Here is a 13,201-nt window from a genome sequence, read left to right on the forward strand (position 1 = left end):
CTCGGCATAGGCCACCGCCGCCTCCCTGGTCGGGAAGCGCAGCCGCACCTGAGACGACATCGTGTCGCCCGAGCCGATCCAGCCCATCAGCGGGTCGGCCACGCGCTTCTCGTTCGCCACGTATTCCAGCACCCAGTCCTGCGTCTTCGCCCAGCCCGACTGCATCGCCGTCTTCGGTGGCCTGCTGATCCGCGCCCGCATCGTCCCTTGTGCTCCAGGATGGTCGGGGCGGCCGGAGTCGAACCGACGACCTTCTGCGCCCAAGGCAGACGCGCTACCAGGCTGCGCTACGCCCCGCCAACGGCGCGGACCCTAGTCATGCGCCCGCGCCGCGGCAAGCGCCGCGGTGGTGGTCGCGCCGTGCCCTCACCCTGTCCCTCTCCCGCGCGCGGGAGAGGGAACCGCTGCGGCCTGGCTCCGGAAACGGGCGACACGAACCCTGACGCTTTCCCGCGCGCGGGAGAGGGAACCCGCGTCGCCGCCGCATCCGCTCGCCTTCGCGCCGGCACGCTTGCCGGGCCGCCCGCGATCCGCCATTGCCGTCCCGCACCGCGAAGGACCGCCCGCCATGCGCATCGACGACCTCGCCGGCAAGGCCTGCCTCGTCACTGGATCGAGCCGCGGCATCGGCGCGGCGGTCGCGCGCGGGCTCGGCGCCTGCGGTGCGCGCGTCGCCGTGCACCACCGCACCGGCGAGGCGGAGGCGCACGCGGTCGCCGCCGACATCGCCCGCGCCGGCGGCGAGGCGGTGGTGCTGCACGGCGACGTCGCCGAGCCCGGCACGGTCGAGCGCCTGGTCGCCGAGACGGTCGCCCGGTTCGGCCGGCTCGACGTGCTGATCAACAATGCCGGCGACCTGATCGAGCGCCGGCCGCTGGCCGAGACGCAGGACGCGCTGCTCGCGCGCCAGGTGGCGGTGAACATCCATCCGGTGCTCGCCGGCTGCCGTGCGGCGGTGACGCAGTTGCGGCGCCAGGGGGGCGGCGGGGCGATCGTCACTGTGAGCTCGGTCGCGGCGCGCACCGGCGGCGGCGGAGGCTCGGCGCTGTACGCCGGGTCCAAGGCGTTCGTCGCCACCTTCACCCGGGCGATCGCCAAGGAGGTGGCGGCCGAGGGCATCCGGGTGAACGCGGTCTCGCCGGGCGTGATCGCGACGCCGTTGCAGGACCGCACCACCCCGCCCGCCATGCTCGCCGCCGCGGTGGCGCAGATCCCGATGCGCCGGGTCGGCACGGCGGAGGAGTGCGTCGGCGCGTTCCTGTTCCTCTGCTCGGCGGCGATGAGCGGCTACGTCACCGGCCAGGTGATCGAGGTGAACGGCGGGCTGCTGATGCCGTAGCGCGGCGGCGGGGCAGGGTGGCCGAGCCGCCCCCCTCACACCGCCGTGCACACGCTGGCGCGCCGACCGGCGCCGCGCTACGCACCGCCCATGCTGCGCGCCGCCGAACGCCTGATCCCGCCCACCGAGGCGGCGCCCGAGGCCGTGCCCCCGCCGGGGCTCGCCGCGTTCTACTGGCACTTCATCCGCCAGGCGAAGCGCCCCTTCGCGGCGATGTTCGCGGTGGTCGGCGTGGTCGCCGTGCTCGACACGCTGGTGCCGTTCTTCATGGGCCGGCTGGTCACGCTGCTCGCGACCCACCCGGGCGAGGCGCTGTGGGCGAACGCCTGGCCCGAGCTCGCCGCCATGGCGGCGGTGATGCTGCTCGGCCGGCCGCTTGCGCTGCTGACCCAGTCGGTGCTGACCAACCAGGTGATCGCGGCGAACGTGACGAATCGCATCCGCTGGCAGAGCCATTGGCACGTGTCACGCCAGGGCTGGAGCTTCTTCCAGAACGACTTCGCCGGACGGATCGCCACGCGGGTGATGCAGACCGGCCCGGCCCTGCGCGAGTCGGTCGTCGCCTCGGCCCAGGCGGTCTGGTACCTCGTGGTGTACGGCGTGGGCTCGGTGGCGATGATGGCGTCGTTCGAGCCGGTGCTGACCCTGCCCATGCTGGTCTGGCTGGTGTTCTACGTCGCGCTGCTGCGCTGGTTCGTCCCCCGGCTGCGCGACCGCTCCAAGGCCACCAGCGAGGCGCGCTCGCTGGTGACGGGCCGGATCGTCGACACCTACACCAACATCCTGACCGTGAAGCTGTTCGCGCGCGCGGCCGACCAGGACGCGTTCGTGCGGTCGGGCATCGATGCGCACACCGCGACGTTCCACCGCCAGCTCCGGATGATCACGCTGTTCGGACTCTGTCTCTGGACGGCCTCGGCGCTGATGGTGACCGCCACGGCCGCGCTCGCGGTGGTGCTGGCCGCGCGCGGGCTGATCGAGGTCGGCATGGTCGCGGCCGTGCTGCCGCTCACCTGGCAGATGCTGCGCAACGCCGGCTGGGTGGCCGACAGCGTGACCACGATCTTCGAGAACGTGGGCATCGTGCAGGAGGGGATGGAGACGATCGCCAAGCCCTTGCGCAATCCCGACCGGGCGGACGCGGTGCCGCTCGCCGTCACCGAGGGGCGGATCGCGTTCGAGCGCGTCACCTTCGGCTACGGCACGATCCGCGGCGTGATCCGCGACCTCGACCTCGCGATCGCGCCGGGCGAGCGGGTCGGGCTGGTTGGGCATTCGGGGGCCGGCAAGTCGACGCTGATCAACCTGCTGCTGCGCTTCTTCGAGCCCGAATCGGGGCGCATCGTGATCGACGGCCAGGATATCGCGCGTGTGACGCAGGAGAGCCTGCGCCAGCAGATCGCGGTGGTCACACAGGACACCTCGCTGCTGCACCGCTCGATCCGCGACAATATCCGCTACGGCAGGCCAGAGGCGTCGGAGGCAGCCGTGATCGATGCGGCCAAGCGCGCCGAGGCGCACGAGTTCATCCTCGGCCTCGAGGACTGGGACGGCAGGCGCGGCTACGACAGCGAGGTCGGCGAGCGCGGCGTGAAGCTCTCCGGCGGGCAGCGCCAGCGCATCGCGATCGCGCGGGTGATCCTGAAGGACGCGCCGATCCTGATCCTCGACGAGGCGACGAGTGCGCTCGACAGCGAGGCCGAGGCCGCCATCCAGGCAAGCCTGGACCGGCTGATGGCGGGCCGGACCGTGATCGCGATCGCGCACCGGCTCTCGACGATCGCGAAGATGGATCGGTTGGTGGTGATGGAGGCGGGGCAGGTCGTCGAGCTGGGCAGCCACGCCGCGCTGCTGGAGCGCGGCGGGGTGTATGCCCGGATGTGGGCGCGCCAGTCGGGCGGGTTCATCGACGAGCCGGAAGGCGCGGGGCGCATCGGGTATCCGGCGGCGTAGAGTGGACCCTGGCCGATGCGGTCGCCCCTCGGGCGTCAGCTGTCCTCTTGACGATCCAGCCCTGCAATGATGCGGGCACGGATGGGAGGGGAGGATGGGAGAGGTCCAGACGGCGAAGCCGGGGCGGAATGACCGGCGCGACCCGGCGACAGAGGTGGCGCGGCGGCGCTTTCGGACGCACGGGCTCGATGGACTGAAGGATCTGCCGCCGCTCCATCGCGGCCACCCGCAGACCACGCCTGCCGAGGTGGTGGAGCGGATCGTCGCGCTGGCGCTGGAGGGCCGACGGGTCGCGCCGCGCACCCGATCAGCCGCATCGGCGAACTCGCACCCTGGAACCTCCGGCCCGGCGACCGAAGGTCGGCCGAAGGCCACACCGCCTGAGCCGCGTCAAGCCGCCCCGGCCGGAGCCGTCAGTGGGCGCTTGCACAAGGAGGCGGCAGACGCGGTTGCCATGGGATGCCGGAGGTTGCCGGTGGCCGCATCGTTCTCCCGGGAGGTCCGATCGATGTGGATCGGAACAGCCTTGCGCCGCGTCGGGCTTTGGCGCCTGGCGATGGCGGCGGTCATTGCAGCGATCGGCTTGCATCAGTTGGCGAGCCTCCCCCAAGGGCCCATGGAGCGTGCCGTTGCCCGCACCGACGCACTCACGCTGATTGGCATCGCTGGCGCTGCGGCCATCGCCGCTCTTGTGCTCGCGGGGCTTGGCGGGATCGTCCTCGGCGTGAATCGGCTTGCGGATCGGTTGCCGCCCGTCGGCCCGACCCCGCAGCGAGCGTCTGAGCCTCAGCCGATCGGCCGCGGCAGCCGTGCGGCGCGCGCGATCACGTCCAGCGTGCGCTCCCAGAGCGCGTAACCGTGCAGCGCCGCCAGCGGCGCCCAGACAGCCCCCGCGCAGTCATCGGCCGGCACCGGATCGCCCGGCCCCGCCTCCGCGGCGAAATCGATCAGCGTGTAGTGGAAGCGGATGCGCCCGCTGTCGTCGCGCTGGATGGAGTCGATCACGTCGAGCAGCACCAGGCCGCCGGCCGCGGCAAGCCCCGTTTCCTCGGCGAGTTCGCGCCGCGCGGTCTCCTGCACGGTCTCGCCGAGTTCCTGCGCGCCGCCGGGCAGCGACCACTCGCCCAGCCGCGGCGGTTTGCCACGACGGATCAGCAGCACCGTGTCGCCGCGCAGCAACACCACGCCCACCCCGACCCGCGGCAGGGTGGGGTAGTCGCGGGGGATCAGGAGGGGCTCTCCGGCGCGGCGCGGAGATCCTCGAGCCGGTAGGTCAGCACATCGGCCTTCCAGTCGGCGATCTGGAACGCCCAGGGCGCGAGCCGCTGCGCCAGCCGCTCGGCTTCCTCGCGCGCCGCCTCGGGCGTGCGGAGCTGCTCGGGCGGGTTCTCCGGCGGCGGCGCGGCGGGCTCGGCCCAGGAGGCGGAGACGATCGCCCAGCGCTTGTCGTCCGCCTTCACCACGCGGATCGTGAGCGAAAGCCCGTCGAAGGTGACGAGGCTCGCCTCGCCCGTCTCCTCGGCGCTCGCGAGCTCCGCCGCGGGGCGCACGTCGTTGAAGCTGAACCATTCGAGCGCGCGCGGCAGGTCGTCCACCTTGTGCTGCTCGGGCTTGAAGTCGTCGGGCGGCTCGGCGACCGCGGCATGCTCGGCGGCAGGATCGGCGCGCACCACCGTCACCGGCTCGGCGCCCGCGCGCCGCGCCGTCACGCGCGCGACCCGCTGACGCTTGATGTCCAGCACCTCGCGCTCGACCCACAGCATCGGGTCGGTGTCCAGCCGCAGCGCCCCCTCGGCGAGGTAGGTGCGGCTCTCGCCCGGCCGGCGGACATAGATCGCCGCGGGCTGGTGGCCGGGGGTGGGTATGCGCCGCCGCCCGACGATCAGCTCGGCGATCGTCGCCCCCTGGGCATCCGTCACGGTCAGCAACTGGCTGGTGCCGCCTGCGACGGTCACGTCCTCCAGCCCGAGCCGCGAGAAGAGGTCCGGGTTCCCGGTGCGCTCCTCGATCAGCCGCAGCTCTGCGAGGCCGGTGAACACCTCGCGCACGCGCTCGGCCCGCGCCGGGTAGTGGCTGCGCTCGGCGATGCCCCAGGCGCCGTCGCGACGCTCCAGCGTCACCGTGCCGTCGTGGCGGCGCACCTCGATCCGCTCGGCCGCGGCGAGGCGCGGGGTGATGTCAGGGAACACCGGGGCGTCGATGATCGCGGCCTCGGTGCGCGGCGGTTCGCGCTGCCACGCCACGACGCCGATCGCGGCCGCGCCGATCAGGGTCGCGGCACCGAACAGCACGAGCCTGCCTCGCCTCATCCTCTCCTCCCGTTCCGCGACGCGATCCGCGAGCCGGCGCACATCATGCTGTGGCCTCGTGCGGCTCGTGAGCGCGGCGGGCGCGGCGGCGGATGCGCCAGAACCCGAGCGCGATCGCGATCAGGGCCACCACCACCGGCACCGCGACGATGTTGGCGAGGCGGAGCGTGGTCTGGAGCCCCTCGATCTCGCGGCGGAGGTCGCGCTGCACCGCGCGCAGCTCGCGCCTTGTGTCGAGGATGTCGGCGCGCGCGGCGTCGATCGCGGCGCGCTGCTCGGGCGTCAGTACCGGATCGGCGCGGCCCGCCTCGCCGGTGCCGCGGCGGAGCTCGCGCAGCTTCGCCTCGGTCTCCTCCAGGCGCTTCTGCAAGGCCTGCTCGCGCGCGCGGAAGTCGGCCTCGGCCTGGCGGCGCATGGCGTCGACCAGCTCGAACGGACGGCGGCTCTCGCCGCGCGAGCGCAGCCCGATCAGCGCGTCCGAGCCCGAGAGCGTATCCAGCAGGTTCACCACCAGCGCGCCGTTGTCGGCGAACGGGGTCGCGACCTGCTGGCCGAAGAAGTCCTGCACACGCACCCAGAACCGGTCCTCGAGCAGGTCGCTGTCGGCGATCACGACGAGATTGGCCGGCCCTTCGGAGCGCGCGCGATGCGGTTGCGTCCGTTCGGGCGCCTGCGCCCCCTCCTCGGCCGGCGGCGGACCGTCGGGGAAGGCGGAGGGAAGTTCGCCGCGCACCCGTGCGGCCAGGACCAGCTTCTCGTTGCCGGGGCGGAACTCGGCGAGGATCTGTGTCGGGTTCGGCTCCAGCCGCACCTTCTCGGCCGGGACCGGCGCCGCCTCGGGCGAGGTGGTCACCAGCGGCTCGAAGGTGATCCCCGCGCCGTCGCGCTTCGCGAGGAACCCGGCCGAGGCGACGCTGATCTGGTTCAGCTGCCCCGTCGCCGGATCGTCGCGGTTGATCTGCCCGGGGCCCGAGGTGGTGAACCAGGCGACATAGTCCACCGCCTGCACCCGCTCGCGCTCGCCGGCACGCACGCGCATGGCCCCGCGCAGATCGCCCGCCACCTGGTCCTTGTCGTACCGGACACCCCAGGTTTCCAGCAGCCGCGGCAGGTCCGAGGCGGTCTCGCGGGTCGGCATCCCGCCCGGGCCCGGCCGCGCGGCCTGCGCCTCGGAATGCGGGTCGAGCACCAGCATCAGCTTGCCGCCGCGCATCACGAACTGGTCGATCGCGTACTGCGTCTGATCGCCGAGACCCTGCGGGTGCGCTACCATCAGCACATCGATGTCGGCCGGAATCTCGGCGACGTCGAGGGCGACGTCCTGCACCGAGAGGAACTGGCGCATCTGCGTCATCACCACCCAGGGCGGGGTGGGCCGGCCCATCGGCCCGCGCATCTCGCCGTTCATCGGCAGGCCGGTCATGACGCCGACCTTCGGTCGGCGCGGGTTGGAGAGCTCGAACACCAGCCGCGTCAGGTCATATTCCAGGAAGCGCTCGCGCTCGGGCTGGAAGAACGGGATGGTCCGCTCCTCGTCGAGCAGGTTGGTGGCGGCGAGGCCGAAGAACACCTGTTCGCCCGACTGATCGACCGGCACGCCCTGGAGCCCGTAGGCGAGCGCCCGGTCCTCGACCTCGCTGAACGGCTCGGGCTCGTAGAACTCGAGCCGGATCTGCCCGCCGGCCAGCGCGGCGTATTCGTGCAGCAGCTCGCGCACGCGCGTCGCGTAGGCGGCATAGACCGGGATGTCGCGTCCGAGCCGCGAGGAGTAGTAGAGCCGCACCGTGATGGGCTCGGGGATCGCGCGCAGCACGGACTTCGTGCCGTCCGAGAGCGTGTAGAGCCGCTGCTCGGTCAGATCGATCCGGTAGCGCGCGAGGAAGGTCTCGGCGAGGACGTTGACGCCGATCACCAGGATCAGCGCCGCGAGCAGTCCGGCCGCGGAGAGGAGACGCCGCCGCGGCGCGGCGCGTGGCGCGCGCGTCTCGGCCATGGGCTCGGTCGCGGCGACCTTGGGCGTGCCTTCCATCGCTCAGCCCGCCTTCCTCAGATCGACGATCACGGCATTGGCGTAGAGCCAGAAGCCGATGAAGGTGGCGAAGAACACGAGGTCGCGCACGGCGATCACCCCGCGCGTCACGCTCTCGTAGCGGCCGATCAGGCTGATCCGGCGCGCCGCCTCCAGCAGATCGGCCGGGATCGCCTCGGCGAGGAAGCCCGCCACCACCGGGCTGCCGAACACCGTGAACATGAAGCACACGGCGGTCGCGAGCACGAAGGCGATCACCTGGTTCTTGGTGGTCGCCGAGAGCGCAGCCCCGATCGAGAGATAGCAGCCCGCGATCAGCAGCGCGCCGGCGTAGCCCGCCAGGATGACGCCGTTGTCCGGCGTGCCGAGCACGTTGACCGTGATCACCATCGGGAAGGTGAGCGCGAGCGCGATCGCGGCGAACGCCCAGGCGGCCAGGAACTTGCCGAGCACCGCCTGCCACATCGCCACCGGCAGGGTCAGCAGGAGCTCGATCGTGCCGGCGCGCCGCTCCTCGGCCCAGAGCCGCATCGTGATCGCGGGGATCAGCAGCAGATAGAGCCAGGGCAGGAAGGTGAAGAACGGCGCGAGATCCGCCTGGCCGCGGTCGAAGAAATTGCCGACCGCGAAGGTGAGCGCGCCGAGCATCACCAGGAAGATGACGATGAACACGTAGGCGACCGGGGTCGCGAAGTAGGCCGCCAGCTCGCGCCGCGCGACGATGAAGGTCGTGCGCATCTCAGGCGGCCTCGCGCAGGGTGAGGTCGCGGAACACCTCGTCGAGCCGGCCGCGCTCGATGAAGATCTCGCGCGGGGCGATCCCGACCGAGGCCAGCGCCGTGCGCACGGGTCCTTCCACGGGCGTGCCGTCGCGCGCCAGCGCCGAAAGGGAGATCAGGCCGTCGGCGCCGCGGGCGCCGACCTCGACGGTGCCGAGCATCTCGAGCTTGCGCAGCGCGACGGCGGCGACCTCGCCCTGCTCGGCGCCGACCACGACCGTCACCCCGTTGTGCCAGCGGCTGCGCTTGGCGAGCTCGGCCGGGGTTGCGTCGGCGACCACGCGGCCGCGCGCGATCACCACCGCGCGGGTGCAGATCGCCTCGACCTCCTCGAGGATGTGGGTGGAGATGATGATCGCCTTCTCCGGCGCCATGGCCGTGATCAGCCGGCGCACCTCGTGCTTCTGGTTGGGGTCGAGCCCGTCGGTCGGCTCGTCGAGGATCAGCACCTCGGGGTCGTGCAGCAGCGCCTGGGCGAGGCCGACGCGGCGCTTGAACCCCTTCGAGAGCGCCTCGATCGGATAGAACAGGACGTCGTGCAGCGAGGTGAGTCCGATCGCGCGCTCGACCCGTGAACGCCGCTCGGACCCGCGGAAGCCGCGCACCGCGGCGACCCAGTCGAGGAAGGCCGTGACCGTCATGTCCGGGTAGGTCGGCGCGCCTTCGGGCAGGTAGCCGAGGCGGCGCTTCACCGCGATCGGATCATCCAGCACGTCGTGGCCGCAGAGCCGCGCGGTGCCGCGCGTCGGCGTCAGGTACCCAGCGATCATCTTCATCGTGGTGGACTTGCCCGCCCCGTTCGGCCCGAGGAACCCGAGCACCTCGCCGCGGGCGACCGCCAGCGACACGTCGTCCACCGCCACCACGGGGCCGAAGCGCTTTTCCAGCCCCTCGGCCTCGATCATCACCGTCATCAGGCCTCCCTCGGACGTCCCGGCGGACGCGGATTTAGAGCCCGCCGCCCGCCCATCAAGGCCCCGGGGTGGACCACGCACGGGCCGGGGGGTCAACCCTGGACGGCTCACCCCGCGCGCAGCGTGCCGATCACGGCCTCGCGCTCGAACAGGTGGAGCAGCAGCCGCACCGCCGCACCGCGCGGCGAGGCGAGGTCCGGGTCGCGCTCGAGCAGCAGGGCCGCGTCGTCGCGCGCGACCGCGATCAGGTCCTTGTGCGCGGGCATCTCGGCGAGGCGGAACTGCGGCGGACCGGACTGGCGCGTGCCCAGCGCCTCGCCGCCGCCGCGGAGGTCGAGATCGGCCTCGGCGATCACGAACCCGTCGTCGGTGGCGAGCAGCGTCTCGATCCGCTTGCGCGCGGTCTCGGTGAGCTTCTCGTCATAGAGCAGCAGCGCGTAGGACGCCTCCGTCCCGCGCCCGACCCTTCCGCGCAGCTGGTGCAGCTGGGCCAAACCGAAGCGCTCGGCGTGCTCGATCACGATCACGCTCGCCTCGGGCACGTCCACGCCGACCTCGATCACGGTGGTGGCGACCAGGATCGCCGTCCGCCCCGAAGCGAAATCGGCCATGGCGGAGTCCTTGGCCGGCCCCTTGAGCCGGCCGTGCACCAGCCCGACCCGGCCGGGGAAGTGGCGGGCCAGGTCGGCGAAGCGCGCCTCGGCGGCGGCGAGGTCGGTCTCTTCGCTTTCCGAGACCAGCGGACAGACCCAGTAGGCGCGCGCGCCGGCGGCGATGCGCCGCCCGACCGCCTCCACCACCTCGGCGATCTTGGCGGCGGGCTTGGCAAGCGTGGCGACCGGCCGGCGGCCGGGCGGCCGGCCCGTGAGGCGCGAGACATCCATGTCGCCCCAGGCGGTGAGCAGCAGGGTGCGCGGGATCGGCGTGGCGGTCATCACCAGCACATCCACGTCGCCGCCCTTGGCGCCGAGCAGCAGGCGCTGGTGCACGCCGAAGCGGTGCTGCTCGTCGATCACCGCGAGTGCGAGGTCGTGGAAGGCGACCGCCTCCTGGAACAGCGCATGGGTGCCGATCGCGATCGCGACCGACCCGTCCGCGAGTGCCGCCAGAGCGGCCTCGCGCGCGCGACCCTTCTCGCGCCCCGTCAGCAGCACCGTGCGCACGCCCGCCGCCTCGCACAGCCGGGCGACGGTGGCGTGGTGCTGGCGCGCGAGGATCTCGGTCGGCGCCATCAGCGCGGCCTGCGCCCCGGCCTCGACCGCGCGCAGCATCGCGAGCAGCGCGACGATGGTCTTGCCCGCGCCGACATCGCCTTGCAGCAGGCGCAGCATCCGCACGGGTGCTGCGAGGTCGGCGTCGATCTCGGCGAGCGCGCTTGCTTGCGCGGGCGTGAGGTCATGGCCGAAGGCGGCGAGAGCGGCCGCGCGCAGGTGTCCGTCGCCCGTCAGCGCCCGGCCGCGCACGGTGCGGAAGCGCCGCCGCGACAGCGCGAGTGCGACCTGCTGGGCGAGCAGTTCGTCATAGGCGAGACGGGTGCGTGCCGGGTGCTCCGGGGCGAGCGCGGCCTCGGACTCCGGATGGTGTACCGCGCGGACCGCTTCGCCCCAGGCGGCCCAGCCCTCGCGTCGCACCAGCGCCGGATCGGCCCATTCGGGCAGGTCGGGCAGCGTCGCCAGCGCCGCGGCGACCGCGCGGCGCATCTCCCAGGGCCTGAGCCCGGCGGTCAGGCGCCAGACCGGCTCGATCGCGGGCAGTTCATCGGCGCGCTCAGGAGGCAGAATGAAATCCGGATGCGGCATCGTGAGCCGGCCGCGATCGAGCTTCAGCTCGCCCGAGATCAGCCGCCGCGCCCCAACGGGAAGCTGCTCGGCGCGCACGCCGCCGCGGCCAAACAGCAGGATGTCGAGCTCACCCGTGCCGTCCTCGACCGTGATCACCCAGGGGGCCGCGTCGCTCCACGGCTCGCGCCGGCGCCGCACCGTCACCTCCAGGGTCGCCACCTGGCCGGGGATCGCCGCGTCGAGTCGCGGTCGCGCGGTGCGGTCGATCACCCCCTCCGGCAGGTGCCAGAGCAGGTCGATCGCGCGCGTCCCGCCGACTGCGCGCGACAGCAGGGCCTCACGCCGCAGCCCGATTCCGGGCAGCGAAGCGAGGGCGGCGAACAGCGGATGGAGGATCTCGGGGCGGCTCACGGGCTGACAGGGGCGGAGGCCGCGCGTATATGACAGGCCAAGGGGGGCTGCCGGAAGGGCAGCCCCCTATCGCCGTTCGGAAGACGATTGTTGCCCATGGACGCGAGACGCCGCCGCATCCTGTTCCGCGCCGGCCACCGCGGCACGCATGAGACCGATCTCCTGGTCGGCGGCTTCGTCGCCGAGACGCTCGGGGCGATCGACGAGGCCGGCCTCGACGCGCTGGAGGCGGTGCTGGACCTGCCCGACCCGGACCTGTTCGACTGGCTCACCGGCCGCCGCACCGTGCCCGTGGAGGCCGAGACCCCGATGCTGCGCGCGATGGTGGACTGGGCGCAGGCGCGCCGAGGGGTGCTGCGTGGCTGAGCGGATCACGCTGGCGGGCGCGCCCGAGGGCTACGACGCCTGGCTGGTCGCGAGGGCGCGCGCCGAGCACGCCGGGCCGATCCTGCATGTCTGCCGCGACGACGCGCGCATGGCGCGGATGGCCGAGGCGCTCGCGTTCTTCGCCCCCGCGGTCGAGGTGCTTCAGTTCCCGGCCTGGGACTGCCTGCCCTATGACCGGGTCGGGCCGAACCCGGAGCTGACCGCGCGGCGCATCGACACGCTGACGCGCCTGCTGGTGCCTGCTGCCGGTCCGCGCATCGTGCTCACGACGGTCAACGCCCTGGTGCAGCGCGTGACCGTGCCCGAGGCCTTCGCCGAGGCCGTGCTGCCGCTCGCGCGCGGCACCCGCATCGGCCTCGATCGCATCGTCGCGTTCCTCGAGGCGAACGGCTACGGCCGCGCCAACACCGTGATCGAGCCGGGCGAATACGCCGTGCGCGGCGGGCTGATCGATCTCTTCCCCGCCGGGCGCGAGGACCCGGTGCGGATCGACCTGTTCGGCGACGAGGTCGAGACGATCCGCAGCTTCGATCCGTTCAGCCAGCGCTCGACCGAGACACTGCATCATGTCGAGCTCAAGCCCGTCTCCGAGGTGTTCCTCGACGAGGCCTCCGTCACCCGCTTCCGCACCGCCTATCGCGAGATGTTCGGCTCGGCCGCGAACGACCCGATGTACGAGGCGGTCTCGGCGCGGCGGCGCTTCCAGGGCATGGAGCACTGGCTGCCGATCTTCCACGACCGGCTGGCCACCGTGCTCGACTACCTCCCCGGCGCGCGCGTCAGCCTCGACCACGAGGCCGAGCCCGCGCTCGAGGCGCGGCTCGAAATGATCGCGGACCATTACGCCGCGCGCCTGAACCCGGAGCTGCGCCGACTCTCCGAGGGCGAGCTGCCGTACAATCCGCTGCCGCCTGACCGGCTCTATCTCGACCGTGCCGGCTGGGACGCGATGCTCGCACGCGGCACCACGGTGCAGTTCGCCCCCTTCGCCCGGCCCGAGGATGCGGACGCCTCGGTCGTGGATGCGGGCGGGCGACCGGGGCGCGTCTTTGCCGATATCCGCGCGCAGGGCGGCAATGTGTTCGACGCGCTCGCCGAGCACGCCAGGGCGCTCGCTGGGCAGCACCGGCGCGTGGTCGTCGCCGCCTGGACCGCGGGCTCGCGCGAGCGGCTGAAGCACCTGCTCGCCGAGCACGGCGTGGCGGCCGCCGAGCCGGTCGATGCCTGGCCGGAGACGGACGCCCTGCCGCGCACGGCGATCGCGCTCGCCGGGGGGGGGGGGGAGCGCGGCGTCGCCGC

General features: G+C 72.9%; 11 protein-coding genes, 1 tRNA gene and 1 pseudogene. 5 read left to right on the forward strand and 8 right to left on the reverse strand.

Annotated features, from left to right (window positions below; translation table 11 throughout):
• The coding region (locus ACTIFU_RS18320; protein WP_439579764.1) for an NADH dehydrogenase ubiquinone Fe-S protein 4 at positions 1–201 on the reverse strand (201 nt) is incomplete at its 3' end.
• A gap of 19 nt (positions 202–220) precedes the next feature.
• Positions 221–297 (reverse strand) — tRNA-Pro (locus ACTIFU_RS18325).
• A 271-nt stretch (positions 298–568) separates the two neighbouring features.
• Here ACTIFU_RS18325 and ACTIFU_RS18330 point away from each other — a divergent pair.
• The 3 genes from ACTIFU_RS18330 to ACTIFU_RS18340 all read left to right on the forward strand — a co-directional run bounded on the left by ACTIFU_RS18330 (position 569) and on the right by ACTIFU_RS18340 (position 4,148).
• Positions 569–1,339: an SDR family NAD(P)-dependent oxidoreductase gene (locus ACTIFU_RS18330; protein ID WP_439579765.1), complete on the forward strand. Its 771-nt coding sequence runs from the start codon at positions 569–571 to the stop codon at positions 1,337–1,339.
• 90 nt (positions 1,340–1,429) lie between these two features.
• Positions 1,430–3,292: an ABC transporter ATP-binding protein gene (locus ACTIFU_RS18335; RefSeq protein ID WP_439579766.1), complete on the forward strand. Its 1,863-nt coding sequence runs from the start codon at positions 1,430–1,432 to the stop codon at positions 3,290–3,292.
• Between the two features lie 94 nt (positions 3,293–3,386).
• Positions 3,387–4,148 (forward strand): helix-turn-helix domain-containing protein, encoded by a 762-nt coding sequence (locus tag ACTIFU_RS18340; protein ID WP_439579767.1) that lies wholly within the window; start codon positions 3,387–3,389, stop codon positions 4,146–4,148.
• Here the strand turns inward: ACTIFU_RS18340 and ACTIFU_RS18345 are convergent.
• The 6 genes from ACTIFU_RS18345 to recG all read right to left on the reverse strand — a co-directional run bounded on the left by ACTIFU_RS18345 (position 4,079) and on the right by recG (position 11,515).
• A complete protein-coding gene (locus tag ACTIFU_RS18345) occupies positions 4,079–4,483 on the reverse strand; it encodes an NUDIX hydrolase (protein ID WP_439579768.1) in 405 nt (134 codons plus the stop codon). The genes ACTIFU_RS18340 and ACTIFU_RS18345 overlap by 70 nt on opposite strands.
• A gap of 35 nt (positions 4,484–4,518) precedes the next feature.
• On the reverse strand, positions 4,519–5,601 hold the full coding sequence (locus ACTIFU_RS18350) for a DUF4340 domain-containing protein (protein ID WP_439579769.1): 1,083 nt from the start codon (positions 5,599–5,601) through the stop codon (positions 4,519–4,521).
• A gap of 43 nt (positions 5,602–5,644) precedes the next feature.
• On the reverse strand, positions 5,645–7,630 hold the full coding sequence (locus ACTIFU_RS18355) for a GldG family protein (protein ID WP_439579770.1): 1,986 nt from the start codon (positions 7,628–7,630) through the stop codon (positions 5,645–5,647).
• 3 nt (positions 7,631–7,633) lie between these two features.
• The gene (locus tag ACTIFU_RS18360; protein ID WP_439579771.1) at positions 7,634–8,368 is read right to left on the reverse strand and encodes an ABC transporter permease subunit; all 735 of its coding nucleotides are present in this window, start codon (positions 8,366–8,368) and stop codon (positions 7,634–7,636) included.
• Between the two features lies 1 nt (position 8,369).
• Positions 8,370–9,323, reverse strand: a complete 954-nt coding sequence (locus ACTIFU_RS18365) for an ABC transporter ATP-binding protein (protein WP_439579772.1) — start codon at positions 9,321–9,323, stop codon at positions 8,370–8,372.
• A gap of 107 nt (positions 9,324–9,430) precedes the next feature.
• The gene (gene recG, locus ACTIFU_RS18370) at positions 9,431–11,515 is read right to left on the reverse strand and encodes an ATP-dependent DNA helicase RecG (RefSeq protein WP_439579773.1); all 2,085 of its coding nucleotides are present in this window, start codon (positions 11,513–11,515) and stop codon (positions 9,431–9,433) included.
• A 96-nt stretch (positions 11,516–11,611) separates the two neighbouring features.
• Between recG and ACTIFU_RS18375 the strand changes: the two genes are divergently transcribed.
• Both ACTIFU_RS18375 and ACTIFU_RS18380 read left to right on the forward strand, forming a co-directional pair.
• Positions 11,612–11,881: a succinate dehydrogenase assembly factor 2 gene (locus ACTIFU_RS18375; RefSeq protein ID WP_439579774.1), complete on the forward strand. Its 270-nt coding sequence runs from the start codon at positions 11,612–11,614 to the stop codon at positions 11,879–11,881.
• Positions 11,874–13,201 (forward strand): annotated as a pseudogene (locus ACTIFU_RS18380) (transcription-repair coupling factor); the annotation flags it as partial. The gene ACTIFU_RS18375 and the pseudogene ACTIFU_RS18380, both read left to right, overlap by 8 nt.

Source organism: Elioraea sp. (assembly GCF_051860475.1).
Lineage (GTDB): Bacteria > Pseudomonadota > Alphaproteobacteria > Acetobacterales > Acetobacteraceae > Elioraea.

Bases quoted from the DNA above. Each gene is read 5' to 3' on its own strand.
- ACTIFU_RS18330 (WP_439579765.1), top strand. From the start codon at position 569: ATGCGCATCGACGACCTCGCCGGCAAGGCCTGCCTCGTCACTGGATCG.
- ACTIFU_RS18335 (WP_439579766.1), top strand. From the start codon at position 1,430: ATGCTGCGCGCCGCCGAACGCCTGATCCCGCCCACCGAGGCGGCGCCC.
- ACTIFU_RS18340 (WP_439579767.1), top strand. From the start codon at position 3,387: ATGGGAGAGGTCCAGACGGCGAAGCCGGGGCGGAATGACCGGCGCGAC.
- ACTIFU_RS18350 (WP_439579769.1), bottom strand. From the start codon at position 5,601: ATGAGGCGAGGCAGGCTCGTGCTGTTCGGTGCCGCGACCCTGATCGGC.
- ACTIFU_RS18355 (WP_439579770.1), bottom strand. From the start codon at position 7,630: ATGGAAGGCACGCCCAAGGTCGCCGCGACCGAGCCCATGGCCGAGACG.
- ACTIFU_RS18360 (WP_439579771.1), bottom strand. From the start codon at position 8,368: ATGCGCACGACCTTCATCGTCGCGCGGCGCGAGCTGGCGGCCTACTTC.
- ACTIFU_RS18365 (WP_439579772.1), bottom strand. From the start codon at position 9,323: ATGACGGTGATGATCGAGGCCGAGGGGCTGGAAAAGCGCTTCGGCCCC.
- ACTIFU_RS18375 (WP_439579774.1), top strand. From the start codon at position 11,612: ATGGACGCGAGACGCCGCCGCATCCTGTTCCGCGCCGGCCACCGCGGC.